This is a genomic window from Paraburkholderia xenovorans LB400, from assembly GCF_000013645.1.
GTDB lineage: Bacteria > Pseudomonadota > Gammaproteobacteria > Burkholderiales > Burkholderiaceae > Paraburkholderia > Paraburkholderia xenovorans.
This window is the reverse complement of the sequence record NC_007951.1, coordinates 2893367-2907603: the sequence shown is the minus strand read 5'-3', so window position 1 is coordinate 2907603 and position 14237 is coordinate 2893367. Positions and strand designations below refer to the sequence as shown.

Annotated in this window: 15 protein-coding genes; 7 read left to right on the top strand and 8 right to left on the bottom strand. The window is 61.4% G+C overall.

Annotation, left to right across the window (positions count from 1 at the left end):
- Positions 1-79 precede the first annotated feature (79 nt).
- On the top strand, positions 80-1387 hold the full coding sequence (locus BXE_RS43325; RefSeq protein WP_158340946.1) for a HAMP domain-containing protein: 1308 nt from the start codon (positions 80-82) through the stop codon (positions 1385-1387).
- Between the two features lie 7 nt (positions 1388-1394).
- Positions 1395-2036 (top strand): response regulator, encoded by a 642-nt coding sequence (locus tag BXE_RS12925; RefSeq protein WP_011488744.1) that lies wholly within the window; start codon positions 1395-1397, stop codon positions 2034-2036.
- Between the two features lie 195 nt (positions 2037-2231).
- Here BXE_RS12925 and BXE_RS12920 read toward each other — a convergent pair whose 3' ends face one another.
- The 4 genes from BXE_RS12920 to BXE_RS12910 all read right to left on the bottom strand — a co-directional run bounded on the left by BXE_RS12920 (position 2232) and on the right by BXE_RS12910 (position 6117).
- Positions 2232-2960 (bottom strand): YjbE family putative metal transport protein, encoded by a 729-nt coding sequence (locus tag BXE_RS12920; protein WP_011488743.1) that lies wholly within the window; start codon positions 2958-2960, stop codon positions 2232-2234.
- 14 nt (positions 2961-2974) lie between these two features.
- Entirely contained in the window at positions 2975-4552 is a 1578-nt protein-coding gene (locus tag BXE_RS12915; RefSeq protein ID WP_038457794.1) for a hypothetical protein, read from the bottom strand.
- 220 nt (positions 4553-4772) lie between these two features.
- Entirely contained in the window at positions 4773-4928 is a 156-nt protein-coding gene (locus BXE_RS46525; RefSeq protein ID WP_158340947.1) for a hypothetical protein, read from the bottom strand.
- Between the two features lie 94 nt (positions 4929-5022).
- The gene (locus tag BXE_RS12910) at positions 5023-6117 is read right to left on the bottom strand and encodes a porin (RefSeq protein ID WP_011488740.1); all 1095 of its coding nucleotides are present in this window, start codon (positions 6115-6117) and stop codon (positions 5023-5025) included.
- A 437-nt stretch (positions 6118-6554) separates the two neighbouring features.
- Between BXE_RS12910 and BXE_RS12905 the strand changes: the two genes are divergently transcribed.
- Positions 6555-7745 carry a methyl-accepting chemotaxis protein gene (locus BXE_RS12905; protein WP_011488739.1) on the top strand — a complete coding sequence of 397 codons (1191 nt, stop codon included), beginning with the start codon at positions 6555-6557 and terminating at the stop codon, positions 7743-7745.
- A gap of 182 nt (positions 7746-7927) precedes the next feature.
- Here the strand turns inward: BXE_RS12905 and BXE_RS12900 are convergent, their stop codons facing one another.
- Genes BXE_RS12900 through BXE_RS12885 form a run of 4 tightly spaced genes read right to left on the bottom strand, consistent with a single transcriptional unit; the run spans position 7928 to position 9871 of the window.
- Positions 7928-8914, bottom strand: a complete 987-nt coding sequence (locus BXE_RS12900) for an alpha/beta hydrolase (protein ID WP_011488738.1) — start codon at positions 8912-8914, stop codon at positions 7928-7930.
- The gene (locus BXE_RS12895; RefSeq protein WP_011488737.1) at positions 8908-9186 is read right to left on the bottom strand and encodes a 2Fe-2S iron-sulfur cluster-binding protein; all 279 of its coding nucleotides are present in this window, start codon (positions 9184-9186) and stop codon (positions 8908-8910) included. Before BXE_RS12895 ends, BXE_RS12900 begins: the two co-directional genes overlap by 7 nt.
- A gap of 44 nt (positions 9187-9230) precedes the next feature.
- The gene (locus BXE_RS12890) at positions 9231-9569 is read right to left on the bottom strand and encodes a hypothetical protein (protein WP_011488736.1); all 339 of its coding nucleotides are present in this window, start codon (positions 9567-9569) and stop codon (positions 9231-9233) included.
- Entirely contained in the window at positions 9566-9871 is a 306-nt protein-coding gene (locus tag BXE_RS12885) for a 2Fe-2S iron-sulfur cluster-binding protein (protein WP_038457797.1), read from the bottom strand. Before BXE_RS12885 ends, BXE_RS12890 begins: the two co-directional genes overlap by 4 nt.
- 336 nt (positions 9872-10207) lie before the next feature.
- Here BXE_RS12885 and BXE_RS12880 point away from each other — a divergent pair, with 336 nt between their 5' ends.
- The 4 genes from BXE_RS12880 to BXE_RS12865 all read left to right on the top strand — a co-directional run bounded on the left by BXE_RS12880 (position 10208) and on the right by BXE_RS12865 (position 14101).
- A complete protein-coding gene (locus BXE_RS12880) occupies positions 10208-10939 on the top strand; it encodes a TenA family transcriptional regulator (RefSeq protein ID WP_011488734.1) in 732 nt (243 codons plus the stop codon).
- 84 nt (positions 10940-11023) lie between these two features.
- Entirely contained in the window at positions 11024-12481 is a 1458-nt protein-coding gene (locus BXE_RS12875) for an aldehyde dehydrogenase family protein (protein ID WP_011488733.1), read from the top strand.
- 60 nt (positions 12482-12541) lie between these two features.
- The gene (locus BXE_RS12870; protein ID WP_011488732.1) at positions 12542-13021 is read left to right on the top strand and encodes a GlcG/HbpS family heme-binding protein; all 480 of its coding nucleotides are present in this window, start codon (positions 12542-12544) and stop codon (positions 13019-13021) included.
- 54 nt (positions 13022-13075) lie between these two features.
- The gene (locus tag BXE_RS12865) at positions 13076-14101 is read left to right on the top strand and encodes a 2Fe-2S iron-sulfur cluster-binding protein (RefSeq protein WP_011488731.1); all 1026 of its coding nucleotides are present in this window, start codon (positions 13076-13078) and stop codon (positions 14099-14101) included.
- Positions 14102-14237: the final 136 nt, after the last annotated feature.

Sequence of the window (14237 nt, the reverse complement as noted above, 5' to 3'; positions counted from 1 at the left end):
CATCGTTATGGCCGGCCGCTGGCGTAACAGTCTCTTCTGGCGCTTTCTATGCGCGATGATGCTGGCGTCATGCGCCGGCGTGACCGTCACAGTCGCGGGGAATGCGATACTCGACAACTGGCGTGTGTCGGAAGCGTTTTCGTCGCCGGCACTCACGCGCGCATTCGAGCGTGAACTCGCGCCGAATGCGGCCCTTCTGGCGCAAGCGCGCCAATCGCCAGAGATTTGCCGACTGGTCCTGCACGAGTTGTCCGCCAGAGTGCTGACCGACCGGCTGCCGGCTATCAAGGGCCCGAATCGCGTGAGTCGCGCGCTCGATGGTGGCCGGGTGTTCGTCCGCTATCAATGGCCCGATGGGGTAACGTGCCGTTTCCCCAATGGAGTTGGCAGCGCCGCATCTTCTGATGCGCAGGGCAACGGCAAGACCGTCACGCTGACGGTACGTTCGCCCGTGGAACCCGGCGCGACCCTGACGGTCGGCATGTTCGTGCTGTCGCCGCTCGCATCCCTGCTGCATAGTGACGATGTGTCATGGACGGTCATCGGGCTATACGTACTCGTCATCAATTTCTGTTCCGTGCTGGTGCTGGTGCCGTTGCTGGTCAAACGGATCCGCAAGGCCGAACGCGCGGCATCCGCGTGGACGGACGGCGATCTGGCGGCGCGTATCGAAGACGGCGGCAAGGACGAATTCGGCCGGCTCACCACTAGTTTCGACGAGATGGCCGATGCCCTGTCTTCCATGATCGAGATGAAACTGGCGCTGGCGGCTTCACAGGAACGTAACCGCCTCGCGCGCGACCTGCACGATACGGCGAAGCAGCGCGCTTTCGCGCTGGGACTGCAGCTCACGGCGTTGAAAAAGCATGGCGCGGCGAACGTGGATTCGGCGAACCTTACGCGCGCGTCTCTGGCGCTGGTGTCGCATCTTCAGCAGGACCTGGCCGATGTCATCCGCCGGCTGTCGGCGCCGACGATCGCGGAAATCGGCTTGCGGCGCGCGTTGAGCGACAGCATCGACGCGTTGCTCGCCGGTGCCCGCGCGCGCTGGACCCTGCACCTGAGCCACGACGACGAACGCGCGCTCGAAGTCGTGCCGGACATTGCGCGTCAGTTGCTGCTGATCTCGATCGAAGCCTGTGCGAATGTGCTGAAGCATGCCGCCGCGACCCATGTGGAGCTGGCGTTCAGCCGGCTCGACGATACGTACACCTTGAAGATCGCCGACGACGGCCAGGGCTTTGACGCACGGCGCGTCGAAGCGTTGGGCATGGGACTGTCCAACATGCGCCTGAGGGCCAACAGTTTGCCGCACGGAGAACTTCACCTGGCGAGCAGCCCGGGAAAAGGCGCCGAAATCACTGTCTCGTTCCAATTAACGCTTTGAGGGTTCGATGAAATTCACGGTCTTGCTGGTCGACGATCACGCCGTTGTGCGGCAGGGTCTGGTGAGTATCCTGACGATGACCGACGACTTCACACTGGTCGGTGAAGCGGGCGACGGCGTGCACGCCATCGAACTCGCGCGCGAACACCAGCCCGATCTCATCGTGCTGGATCTGCTGATGCCAGGCATGGATGCGGCCGCAACGATCCGCTCGCTGCGCTCGCTCAGTCCGAACTCCCGGATTGCGGTCCTGACATCATCGGACGACGACAACCTCGCGTTCTCGGCAATCGAAGCCGGCGCGCACTCCTTCCTGCTCAAGTCGATGTCCGGCGACGCACTGCTCGACACGCTGCGCCGCCTCGCGGAGGGTGAAGCGGTGATTCACCCTGACGTCGCGCATCGAATCCTGCGCAGCGTGCGGACCGCGCGCGAACGCGTGACGGATCCTTTCGCGTCATTGACTGAACGGGAAATGGATGTATTGCGGGCGTTGGCCGAAGGGTCGAGTAACGGCCGGATCGGGAAGATGCTGAACATCAGCGAGAGCACGGTGAAAACCCATATCGGCAACGTGCTGGCCAAGTTGGATCTGCGTGACCGCACTCAGGCGGTTGCGTTTGCGTGGCGTCACGGTCTGATCGGTTGAACAGAGCAGACCGGCGCGAGGCAGCGCGCCAGCTGCGCACGCACTCCGCCGATCCGCGCTGCGTCACATTTGCGCGATCGTACCGTTTCCTGTCCGGTTCTGACATGCGCACGAACGCGCAACTTGAATTGCTGCTGCAGAGTAAGTTTCCGGTAGTCCCGTTACCCGGCCAGCGTGGTGACCGGGTAACGGATACTATCCAGCGCGATTGTGGTGGACCATCACGCGGCCCAACAGCGGGACCAGGATTGCGGCGCCGATGCAGGTGAAGGTGCTGACAATTGCAGGGCTGATGCCGGGGATCACCGCCAACCATTGGTGAAGTGTGCCGCCAACCGTCGGATCCGCCAGTAGAAGCTCCCCTGCGATCCACCCAAGAACCGCTGCGCCCGCGTACACGAGTGCAGGGAACCGTTCGAGCAATGTCAGCACGAGCTGGCTGCCGAAAGCGATCACCGGCGCACCCAGGGCGAGGCCGACAAAAACAATGACCAGGCGTGAATCTTCCGGTAGCGACTGTGCAACGGCGGCTGTTGCCAGTGCGTTGTCGAGACTCATCGCGAGATCGGCCCATAAAATCGCCATCACCGCGCGCCACAATGCAGTAGCCTGACTGACTGAAGGGTCGTCTTCTCCTGGCCGTACAAGCTGGATGCCGATCCAGATCAGCAGCGCTGCAGCGATCACGTGCATGAAGGGGATCGCAAGCAGTCTTCCAATGATACCGATCAGCACTATTCTAAGCACAATGCCGAGACCCGTACCAAGAAGGATGCCTAAGCGTTGCTGCTTGGGCGGAAGCGAGCGGCAGGCCATTGCGATGGCGATAGCGTTATCGCCCCCCAGCAGAACGTTGACGAATACAATCTGCAGCGCGGCCCAGCCTTCGTGCGCCAACGTCGCGGAGGTCAGGGAGATTGACATGACTTCCCGACCGTTCAGCTAATCGCGACGGCGACGAGCGTGGCAATCACGAGACCGGATACCACGGGGACGAACAGTACCCGAACCGCGTCCAGGACGGGTACACGTGCGAACCCCGTGACTGCGATAAGGGAAGACCAGGCAACGAGCGTGCCGCCACCCGTCCACACCGCGCCCATCTGCCCGATCGCGGCCAATGTAGACGCAGGCATATGGGCCAACGGGGCAAGCGCGCCGGATAACGAGCCCGTCAGCGGAAGACCGGCGAATCCCGAACCGTCGATTCCGGTGATCATCCCCGTCAACAACACGCCCAGAGAAACGAGAACCGGACTGTGCGGAATGAACTGACTGCACGCCTGAACCAGTTCGAACAGCAGCGACGGAACATGGACGCCGGACTCGATGCCGAGAATCGGGCCAGCGGTGCTGGCGTCGCCCACGAAGAAAAAGCCGGCAATGGGAAGAACGGCGCCCATCGCCTTGAAGGCGAACACCAGACCGTCGATGATGTGGCCGGCCGTCCTGTCCAGAAAGCCCTTGCGGCCGTAAGAGAGCGTCGTGAGCATCATCAGCACGGCTGCCATGCCCCCGATCAGCGCAGCCGCATCGCCCCCGCGAATGACCGTTGCGCCGACCAGTTCCGGCTGCGTCATGACGATCACCACCGCGAGGAAGGTGAGCGGCGTGACGATCGAGAACACCTTGGACCACATCTCCCGTTTCGGAGGGAGAATGACCCCTCCGCCCATCGCGGGCAGCGCCATCGACGCAGCACCGGCAGAGGAAACAGCCGGCAAAGCGTCGACGTCTTCGTCATGCATGCCGGCCGTGCTGCGCGCGAGTTCTGCTTTTGCAAAGCTGCCCTGGTGAGCCTCGGGCTGGGCAGTGGGGTCGATCTCACCCGACGATTCCCATTCGACCAGATTGATGGCGCCGGGTTTCCGCACGTTCCGACGCACGGTGAGATACCAGCTGAGAGCCAGCGCGACGGCGCCGGCGATGAGGGACAGCAGAAGGGCAGTGTTGGCCACCGGCAGCATATCGGTACCCGCTGCCTTCGCGCTGATGCCGGGTGCGACCTTGATGACGTAGTCCGACGAGAGCGCCATACCCTGGCCGGCAATCGCAATGGCAACGGCGGCGCCCAGCGGAGAGAGGCCGGCATAGATAGCCGCCGGGATCAGAATCGCGCCCACGAGCGGCACAGCCGGTGTCGGCCAGAAGAACAGCGAAATCAGATACGTAATCAACGCCAGGATGAAAAAGGCCACGTGGCCGTTGACCATGATCTTCCTGAATGGCCGGACCATCCGGACATCGGCGCCGATTTCGCGCAATCCGTTGAGAAGCGCGGTCATCAATGCGATGACGAGAAAAATGTTGAACAACTCGTGGGCGGCAGTGAGGCTGCCCAGAAAGATGGCTTGCAGCCCGACGAGTACCTTGCCCGAATAGGCGAATGCGACCGCAAAAGTAGCAAGGATCGCGGGGACGACAACGTTCGCCCGGAAGATCATTGTGGCAACGATCGCCACTACTCCGACCAGATAACAGAAATGTGCTGGAGTGAGGAGGGTGAGGGAGTGCATGTGGGAACCTCGGCTCGGATAATCGGATATACAGGTAATAAGGCTGCTTCGGATGACCATCGTCGAAGATGACTCAAACATCTCCGGGTAACCTGAATCACCTGCGTAATTAGCTCAGTGCTACTAAATTGAAATGTATTCAGGCGTGGTGCTGACCCCTCTCCAGTTACCGTGTTGCGACCATTGGCGCTCTGCCGCCGTAAGACCTGTCAGGTGAAGTTCACCGCGAGGCCATGCAGGACGCCAGGTGTCGGCCGACGAGGCCGGGTTCGATCAGGAGAACTTTTCTGCCGCGATCGACGGCGTTGGCGCTGCTGCACTTTTCCGGCTCGCCATACGCCGTGCTGAGTCGCGCCAGGTTCATCAAGTCGGCCATTTCTCTGTTCCTTCGATACATCCATGCCTGGCACTGCCAGGGCATGGAAATGAACCGGATATGGGATGGAGTCTCTCCAGTGTCGCGGCGCCCGTCAGAAGCTGTGGCGCAGGCCGACGCCTATTGACGCCTGCTTCTGGTTGTTCGATGGGGAAATAAACTGCGTGACCTGAGCGACCTGCGCGTCACCCATAGCACGCTGGAATGTGGCAAACGCATAAAGATCCGTGCGTTTGGAGAGGCTATAGGTGGCGGTAGCGTTGTACTGGATGTAGCGGGGATCGCCGTCGTTGGCGTCGATCTTGCCGTCGGTGTAGGTGGCGCCCAGCCCGGCAGAGAACGCCGGGGTGAAGTAATACACCCCGTTGAGCTCGTAGTTCATGAAGTTGACGTTCTGACCTTCGAAGCCATCCTTGTAGGTGGTACTCGTGATGTCGCCACCGAGCTTGATCGAGCCGAACCTGTAGGCGGCGCCGCCGCCGACAGTCAGGAATGAATGTGCAACCGTCACGAACTCGCCAATGGCGGAGTTCGTCGCTTTCCAGAAGGTCCCGGCGGACCGGTCGCCGGGCTGACGGGCGTAAGTCATGCCGAAACCGACGTACAGGGGGCCGTCGTCGTAGCTGCCGCCAAGGCTCCACATGCTGTCCTTGCCAAAACTCCCCGCCTGACCGCCGAAGCTGTACAGCGCGCTTCCTGTGAAGGCGCCGTAGCTTTTCGTGTACTTCACGGAGTTATCGACACGCACGCCGCGGTTCGTCAGATCCATGTCGCCCGGGTGTTCCATATAGACCGACCAGTCGGCGGCCGTGAGGTGGGCCACATAGTCCACCATCGACTCGTACTGGCGGCCGAAGGTCAAGGCGCCCCAGCTGTCGTTTTCGATTCCGACATAGGCTTGACGGCCAAACATCAAACCGCCCTGGCCGAGCGAACCGTCCGTGACGTCAAAGCCGTTCTCAAGCCGGAAAACTGCGCGGGTTCCGCCACCAAGGTCTTCTCTTCCGAGCAAGCCGAAGCGGCTGCCGCGCGTTGTGCCACTGCTCATCGCCCATGTTTTTCCGCCGTCCTGGTTGGTTGTGAACTGAACGGAGGCGTCAATCAGGCCATACAAGGTGACACTTCCCTGTGCGTGTGCGGTGGCCGCTGCGCACGAAAGTATCGCTGCAGTACAGAACGTCTTTTTCATCGGTGCATTCCTTTGATACGGGCGTCCTCGATGCTGGTGCGAGGTCGAAGGTTTTGTAGTCATCCAGCGGAACACAGTATGGTGTATACAAAATATACGACCACATGTTTTTTATTCGGTGATTCCCTCATAGGGAATCGACGCATTGCGATCATTTTTATGACGTGATATATGACCCCGCGCGCACCGGCCGAAAAGGCGTTGATGGCGGGCAGGGTCCGGCTTTCTGCGCGACCTGCACAGGGTAAACGCGCCTTATTTTTCTTGTTGCCTGGTTGTGTTGATGTACATAGTATACGTAATAGTCAGCGGAATGATTCCGTTATCCACGTCTCGCTGTCACGCATCGGCAAGCGTGCGGCGTCCAGGACAAGGGTCGACGGGACGAACTGAAAAAATCTCGTCGCTTTGCAGTCCATACAGTTTATGGAGACTCCATGTTTGGCGATTTGAAAATCGGTTACCGGCTCGCGCTGTCGTATGGTCTGTTGTTCCTGCTGCTAGCAGGAATTATTGCGCTGAGTCTCGTCCATATGGACACTCGAAGTCCCGGCTTCGCGCGCGAATGCGCGTCGCTTGTCGGGCTGGGCGTTCTCGCGGCCGCCGTGTGCGTATTGTCCGTTGCCGTGCTGGCGCGAAGCGTCGACAAGCCGCTTGCCGACGCGATCTATATCGCGGAGACCGTGGCATCGGGCGATCTGAGCAAGGAATTTCCAGCCGGGCAGCGTGGTGAATTCGGCCGGCTGCTTAACGCGCTGGCCAACATGGAAGATACGCTGACAGACCTTGTCACCGGTATCAAGCGGTCGACCGATACGATCGCCATCGCATCCCAGCAAATCAGTTCGGGAAACGGCGACCTGTCGCAACGCACTGAACGGCAGGCTGCCTCGTTGCAGGAGACGGCCGCAGGCATGGACAGGATCACCGCAACCGTGCGTCAGAATGCGGAGCGCGCCCGCGCGGCGAACGCGCTCGCTACCGACGCATCGGCCGTTGCGACGCATGGAGGCGCGGTGGTGGAACGGGTGGTGGGCAGCATGGAGTCGATCAGCGCCAGTTCGGGCAAGATCGTCAGCATCATCGAGGTGATCGAGGGCATCGCATTTCAGACCAATATTCTGGCGCTCAACGCCGCGGTGGAGGCCGCCCGTGCGGGTGAGCAGGGCAGAGGTTTTGCCGTCGTGGCAGGCGAGGTGCGCAGCCTCGCCCAGCGCAGCGCGACAGCGGCGAAGGAGATCCGAGGGCTGATCGTCGATTCGGTCGATCACGTCGCGAGTGGATCGCGGCTCGTCAATGACGCCGGCGCCACGATGAAGGAAATAATCCGCGCGGTGAGCGGAGTGGCGAGCTTGCTCGGCGAAATTTCCGTTGCGCTGGCGGAACAGAGCGTCGGCGTCGAAGAGGTGAACCAGGCAGTCGCGCATATGGACTCGACTACGCAGCAGAACGCCGCGCTTGTCGAGGAAGCTGCGGCAGCAGCGTCCTCTTTATCGGCTCAGGCTTCGCAACTTCAGCAGGCCGTCAACGAGTTCAGGCTGGAAGATGAAGCCACGAATCGCACCCGCGCCGCGACCCCGGAATCATTCACCTGGTCTGGCGGAGAGATCGATGCATTGCCGTGCTGAAGTCGCAGCACGCGCAATTGACGGATCACCTCGCGAGAAATTACGCGGCAGCGCGGCAACGCGCGGGTCGAGCGGTCCGCCGCATCACGGCGCACTCCGGATTCGTGGTATTGCCGGCAGTGGGCCGGACGATCTTGAGGACTTCTGAGGTACGCCGTCAAAACACCTCAAGATCCGCGACTTCATTCCGGTGTGTCATGCCGGACAGCGTGGCCCGGCACATTGGCGATGAAATGAAGGATTTCGCGCCCGAGGTATTCCTCGCCCGAGTTGAAGTGCGCGACGATCGACGTATGGTTGTGTCCCCGCAACTGGATGAGACGCGGAGGGACGCCGCGGTGTCGCAATGCTTCGACGAAGAACTGGGCACCGTATTCGTCGAGGTAGGGGTTCTCGAATTCGGCGATCGCGATCATCAGCGGCACCGTGGATCGTGCCACGTGCGCGAGCGGCGAGCGTTCGGGGTAGAGCGTTTCGTCGTCCCCGAAGTACGCGCGCACCGGCTTCGCATTCGGATTGCCGCTGCGCACGTCGGCAACGAGTCGGGCGCTGATCAGCACGAGTCCGGCAACGGGCGGCGGCGGGGTTTTCTCCGTGATGGCCGGATCGAACAGGCAGGTCGCCGCGTGGGCGCCGCCCGCCGAATGGCCGATCACGAAAACACGGTGCGGGTCGATGCTCAACCTCTCGGCATTCCGGTGGATGAACGCGAGTGCATCGCAGACATCCCGGGCTCCTTCCGGATAGGGCGCGGCGTCGGCAAGCCGGTATTCGACGTTGATGGCCACCAATCCCTGCGAAGCGAACCAGTAGCACACGTTATCGTAAATCTCGCCGTTCACGCTTTTGTTGCCGCGGACGAACGCGCCACCATGCACGAATACGACTGCATCGAGCGGACGGCCGTGCCCGGCCTGGACGGTCTCCGTGCTGCGGGCGGGCAGGAACGTATCGAGCACATGCCGTTCATGTGGACCATAGCGCACGTCCCGTTCGACCACGATGCCGTCCTTCGGCGCAGCCGCCACGACGGGCGTATAACACTCGACCACTTTCAGCCGGTGTCCGAGAATATCCTCGCCCCAGCGGGGGCCGATATCCAGCATCAGGCGACGCTGGTCTTCTGGCAGCGAACCATGCGGTTCGAGTGTGAGTTCAGGCGTCACCATGACACGCTCACGTCTCCGTTGACGAATGTCTGACAGGCCATCCGGTAGCCTGCCTCGAGTTCAGCGGCGCTCAGGTGCCGCTTTTCCTTCTCCTTCACGGCGTCGGTATTCTCTATGCCCTGTTCGACCTTGCACCTGCACGTGCCGCAAAGGCCGCCGCCGCACTTGAACGGAATACCGCCTTTTTCGCGCAGGGAAACGCGAAGCAGATTGCTGTTGGGGGGCGCGCTGACGCACTTGTTGTCATTGCTGAGAAAAGTAATCTGGATCATGCAGAAAGCCTGTTCTGTTGAACTGCTGGATCGATGCGACGAGCTCAGGCGGCGCGCGCGCCGACCCGTTGCAGAAGCTGTGCGTCGGAATTGCGCGTGCCCACGAGTATCTGGAGCGCCTTGAAGGCAGCGTCCCTGTCGGGGAATTTCTCGAGAAATCGGACCGGCATGTCGTTGACGGCCGCGTCGCCGGATTCGTCGACGACGCGAATTCGCGCCTCGCCATAGAGCGTCGCGATCACGAAGGTGGCCAGGTGGCGCCCGCAATACACGTAGTCCCACGCCTCGGCCGGGGTCAGCTTGCCCGCGGCTTCCGTCCGGTACTGCCCCGGCTTGCTGGTGAGAATTACATAGCTGACCGGCGTGATTGCAATGTCGTTCATAGTGTCTCCATGTCCGTTTGTTCGAGTTCGATGTCGTGTTCGATCCAGAGTTGGCAGGCGAGACGATAGCCCTGCTCGAGCCGCTCCCCGAGCTGTTTCTTTTCCTTCCAGTTGGGTGGCGGAAGATGTTCGCCGCCGGCGCGGACGACGCACGCGCATCGGGAGCACTTCCCCATGCCGCATTCGTACCGCAGATGTGGAAAGGGAAACTGCCTGATCCCGGCGCGAACGACAAGGTTCGTGTGTTCCTTTACTTCGTCCCGGTAGGTCTGTCCGTCCCGGTGAAATGTGACGATAGGCATGACTGTTTCTTCCTTTGCATCGGATGGGTCCCGGACCCGGCACATTGCATTGCTCTGCAATTTCATCGCGTCCTTTGGAACATTGTATACTGTTGCCTGAGCGTGCGATATAGTTTCACCGCCGACATGCAATTCATGTAGTACTTCATGTTGGTCGCTGAGGCTAATACCCACAAGGTCGAGCGGAAGCTGCGCCGACTTCGGTGCGGGTAAACACTATTAGTTTTCAGTATACAGTATTCTTGTATTTGCTTTATGCTATCTCCGCTGTCTGCTGTTCGGGCCACCGGCCACGCACCGCGGACGTCGTTCCCACCAAGATCAGGAGCAGAGAAAATGGCCGAACTATTGAATCGTGACGATTTCCGTAAGGCGCTTGAAGAAGCGATCAAGGGCAAGAGCGCCAACAAGGCGCCGTTCAGCATCGCGTGGGCGAGCGGCAAGCTCTCCCGTGGACATCTCGCCCGCTGGGCCGAGAACCACTATCACTATGTCGGCCCGTTCGCCGACTACCTGGCCTATCTCTACGCGCGCACGCCCGACCACATGACCGAGGCCAAGGATTTTCTGCTGGCCAACATGTATGAAGAAGAAATCGGCGGCGATCGTCATACCGACCTGCTGATCCGCTTTGCCGAAGCGTGCGGCACGACGCGTGAGCGCGTGATCAACCCCGACAACATGTCGCCGACCACACGCGGCCTGCAGGCCTGGTGCTATTCGGTGGCCATGCGGGAAGACCCGGTCGTCGCCGTTGCTGCGCTCGTGGTCGGTCTCGAGTCGCAAGTGCCGTCCATCTACCGCAAGCAGACGCCGACGCTGCGCGAGAAGTACCAGTTCACGGACGAAGAGGTCGAATTCTTCGACCTGCACATCGTGTCGGACGAGATTCACGGCGAGCGCGGCTACCAGATCGTGCTCGAGAACGCGACTACGGTGGAACTCCAGCAGCGCTGTCTGAAGATCTGCGAGATCGGCGCCCAGATGCGCCTGCTCTACACAACGGCCCTTTATTACGACTACGTCGAGAAGGAAATCCCGCTGCCGGAACTCGGGCTCGCCGCCTGAGTTCGTCGGGGCCGGGTGCTGCGGCCCGGTTGTTCTGTTGGTACGGTGGCAGCGAAACTGCCGCCGCGTAAAAGAGGATGTGTAATGAGCGAATCCGCAACTGTATTCAAGAACCTGATCGCCGGAGAGTGGACCGAGAGCGTCAGCGGGAAGACCTTCGCGAATATCAATCCGGCCGATACGCGCGATGTCGTCGGCCAGTTTCAGGCGTCGGTGGTCGCGGATGCGCAGGCGGCGATCCAGGCCGCGTCGTCCGCCTTCGCGCAATGGCGTCGCACGCCGGTCACGGCGCGGGCCAGGATCGTCAACAAGGCGGCCGACTGGCTGGAGAGTCACGCAGATACCTTCGCACAGGAGTTGACGCGCGAAGAGGGCAAGCCGCTCGCGCAAAGCCGCGACGAAATTCTCCGGTCCGCCCAGGTCCTGCGTTTTTATGCGGTCGAGGCGCAGTCATTCACCGGCGAGACGTTTCCGAGCGACGATCCGGAGCAGCACGTGTACACGCAGCGCGAGCCGCTGGGCGTGGTCACGGTCATCACGCCGTGGAATTTCCCCATCTCCATCCCGGCGCGCAAGATTGCGCCCGCGCTGATGGCCGGGAACACGGTGATTTTCAAGCCGTCGTCCGACGCGCCGCTGATCGGCTACCGGTTGGCCGAAGCATTTGCACAGGCGGGCATTCCTGCCGGCGTGCTCAACTTCATCACGGGCCGCGCGTCGGATATCGGTGCTGCGATTACAGAGTCGCCGGTCGTGCGTGCCATCTCGTTTACCGGCTCGACCGCCGCAGGCGAACATATTCACCGCTCCGTGCCGATCACGACGCGCACGCAGATGGAACTCGGCGGGAAGAATCCGCTGATCGTGATGGACGATGCGGATCTCGACCGCGCCGTGGATCTCGCGGTTAAAGGCGGGTTGTCGCTGAGCGGGCAGGCTTGTACCGGCACCAGCCGAATCCTGGTCATGGAGTCGGTGCGCGAAACATTCACGGCAAAACTGGTCGAGCGGGTAAAGAGCCTCAAGATCGGCAGCGGCGTTACTCCCGGTATGGACCTCGGCCCGCTTGCCAATCGCAAGCAGCTCGAATCGGTACTCGGATATGTTGCGTCCGGCAAGGAACAGTCGACGCATCTGATCGGAGGCGAGCAGCTGACGGGCGAGGGCTTCGAGCACGGCTACTACGTCACGCCCGCGGTGTTCAGCGACGTTCCCGAGAGCGCGCGCATTTATCGCGAGGAAATTTTCGGACCCGTGCTAGCCATCACGTCCGTGACGGGCTACGACGACGCGATCGCGAAGGCGAACGATACGGAGTACGGCCTGTCGGCGGCGATTGCCACTTCGAATCCACGCTACATGCACCGGTTTGCCGACGAGATCGAGGCGGGGACCGTCAAGATCAATCGCACCACTACCGGCAATGTGATCAATGCGCCGTTTGGCGGCCTGAAGCGATCGAGCACGTCAACGTTCCGCGAATCGGGGCGAGCCGGACTCGAGTTCTACACGCAGATCAAGACCGTCTATCGCGGGCTGTGATCCGGTCTCCCGGGCGACGCTTCGCTACGACGACAATCCATTCATTTCAGAAAATCCATCATGAAGAGTTTTTTCAAGCTTGAGCTGTCCGAGGCGCGCGCGATGGCGCGCGCCGCCCTGGAGAAAGCGAAAGCGATCAACGTGGCCGAGTCGGTCTGCATCGTCGATGACGGCGGGTATCCGATCGTGCTGGAGCGGGCCGACGACGCGCGCATCACCGGACCCCAGATCGCGTGGAACAAGGCGTTCACGGCGGCGGGCCATAAGCGCTCGACCCATCTCTTTACCAAGGCGCCTCACGGGCCCGCATTGCCGGGCAACGAGGCGTTTGGCATTCAGCTGAGTTTCGAGGGGCGCTTTGCCGCGTTTGTCGGAGGCTTTCCGATCGTGGTCGACGATCAGGTGATTGGCGGCGTGGGTCTGAGCGGCGGCAACGGCGAGCAGGACACGCAGTGCGGACTTGCGGCGCTGCAGGCCTTGCACGATCTGCTTTCGGCCAGCGGACGTCGCGTCCTCGTGGAAGCCGACATCAAGAAGTAATGCGGTCTGCCGCCCGGTGGCAGGCTGGTCCATTGTTTCGTTAGAGATTGCAAGATGGTCTATCAGATAGAAATGGCGGGAACCGGCGAGCGATTCGAAGCCCGTGCCGACGAATCGCTGCTGCAGGCGGCGACGAGTGCAGGGGTTGCAATTCCTCACGATTGCCAACTGGGCGGATGCGGAACGTGTCGCGTGAAGGTAATCAGCGGGACGCACGAATATGAAGAATTTCCGTTCGGCATCTCGCAGGAGGAAGCCGACGCCGGTTTTATGCTTGCCTGCCAGGCGCGGGCAAGCAGCGACATGGTGATTGCCGCGGCGCACGTGGGCGGAGATGCATCGGCGCCTGCGGAGATCGAAGCGCGTGTGGTTGCCGTCAGCCCGCTGGGGCCCGGAGTCCGGCATCTGTCGATCGAGCTGCCCGAGCAGGCGGAGCTCAGGTTCAATCCCGGCCAATACATGAACGTTCTGCTCGGCGAAGGCGAACGCAGGAGCTTTTCGATGGCTTCGGCTGCCGCCGGCTCCGTGCTCGATTTTCATATCAGGCGGGTTCCAGGCGGCCGGTTTACGGATCACATGCTGGCGTCGCTGAAGCCGGGGGATCCGCTGAACGTCGAGTTGCCGCTGGGCAGTTTCCGCTTTCATGTGGAGGACTATCGTCCGCTTCTGATGGTGGCGACGGGAACGGGACTCGCGCCCGTCAAGGCGATTCTGGAATCGCTCATGGACGATCCGGACTGTCCGCCAGTGTGGCTCTACTGGGGCGCACGTACCGAGGCGGATCTGTATCTGCACGACGAGATTCAGCAATGGGGTGCGCGTCTCTACGAGTTCCAGTACGTACCGGTGCTCTCGCGTCCCGGCAGCGAATGGGCGGGACGACAGGGCTACGTCCAGCACGCGGTGTGCGAAGATTTTGCGGACCTGTCGGAATACGCCGTCTACCTGTGCGGTTCTCCGACGATGATTAACGATGCCCGGCGTCACTTCCTGGAGAAAGGGGCAAGCATCAATCATCTGTACGCGGACAGTTTCACTTTTCAGCACGACGCCGAAGCGCTCGCAAACAGCGGAACGTGAACGTTGCCGACGGGTGACGGCTTCACTGGTGCCGTGGCCGTTGGCGTGCACCCGACCACCTTGGGCGACGTCCATGCAAAACGTCGTGCCACGCGAACCGCGCTTGTCTTCCACTTTTATTCTGGCTGCAAAAGGT

Coding starts and splice junctions, on each gene's coding strand:
- BXE_RS12925 (WP_011488744.1), top strand. CDS start 1,395: ATGAAATTCACGGTCTTGCTGGTCGACGATCACGCCGTTGTGCGGCAG.
- BXE_RS12920 (WP_011488743.1), bottom strand. CDS start 2,960: ATGTCAATCTCCCTGACCTCCGCGACGTTGGCGCACGAAGGCTGGGCC.
- BXE_RS12915 (WP_038457794.1), bottom strand. CDS start 4,552: ATGCACTCCCTCACCCTCCTCACTCCAGCACATTTCTGTTATCTGGTC.
- BXE_RS46525 (WP_158340947.1), bottom strand. CDS start 4,928: ATGGCCGACTTGATGAACCTGGCGCGACTCAGCACGGCGTATGGCGAG.
- BXE_RS12910 (WP_011488740.1), bottom strand. CDS start 6,117: ATGAAAAAGACGTTCTGTACTGCAGCGATACTTTCGTGCGCAGCGGCC.
- BXE_RS12905 (WP_011488739.1), top strand. CDS start 6,555: ATGTTTGGCGATTTGAAAATCGGTTACCGGCTCGCGCTGTCGTATGGT.
- BXE_RS12900 (WP_011488738.1), bottom strand. CDS start 8,914: ATGGTGACGCCTGAACTCACACTCGAACCGCATGGTTCGCTGCCAGAA.
- BXE_RS12895 (WP_011488737.1), bottom strand. CDS start 9,186: ATGATCCAGATTACTTTTCTCAGCAATGACAACAAGTGCGTCAGCGCG.
- BXE_RS12890 (WP_011488736.1), bottom strand. CDS start 9,569: ATGAACGACATTGCAATCACGCCGGTCAGCTATGTAATTCTCACCAGC.
- BXE_RS12885 (WP_038457797.1), bottom strand. CDS start 9,871: ATGCCTATCGTCACATTTCACCGGGACGGACAGACCTACCGGGACGAA.
- BXE_RS12880 (WP_011488734.1), top strand. CDS start 10,208: ATGGCCGAACTATTGAATCGTGACGATTTCCGTAAGGCGCTTGAAGAA.
- BXE_RS12875 (WP_011488733.1), top strand. CDS start 11,024: ATGAGCGAATCCGCAACTGTATTCAAGAACCTGATCGCCGGAGAGTGG.
- BXE_RS12870 (WP_011488732.1), top strand. CDS start 12,542: ATGAAGAGTTTTTTCAAGCTTGAGCTGTCCGAGGCGCGCGCGATGGCG.
- BXE_RS12865 (WP_011488731.1), top strand. CDS start 13,076: ATGGTCTATCAGATAGAAATGGCGGGAACCGGCGAGCGATTCGAAGCC.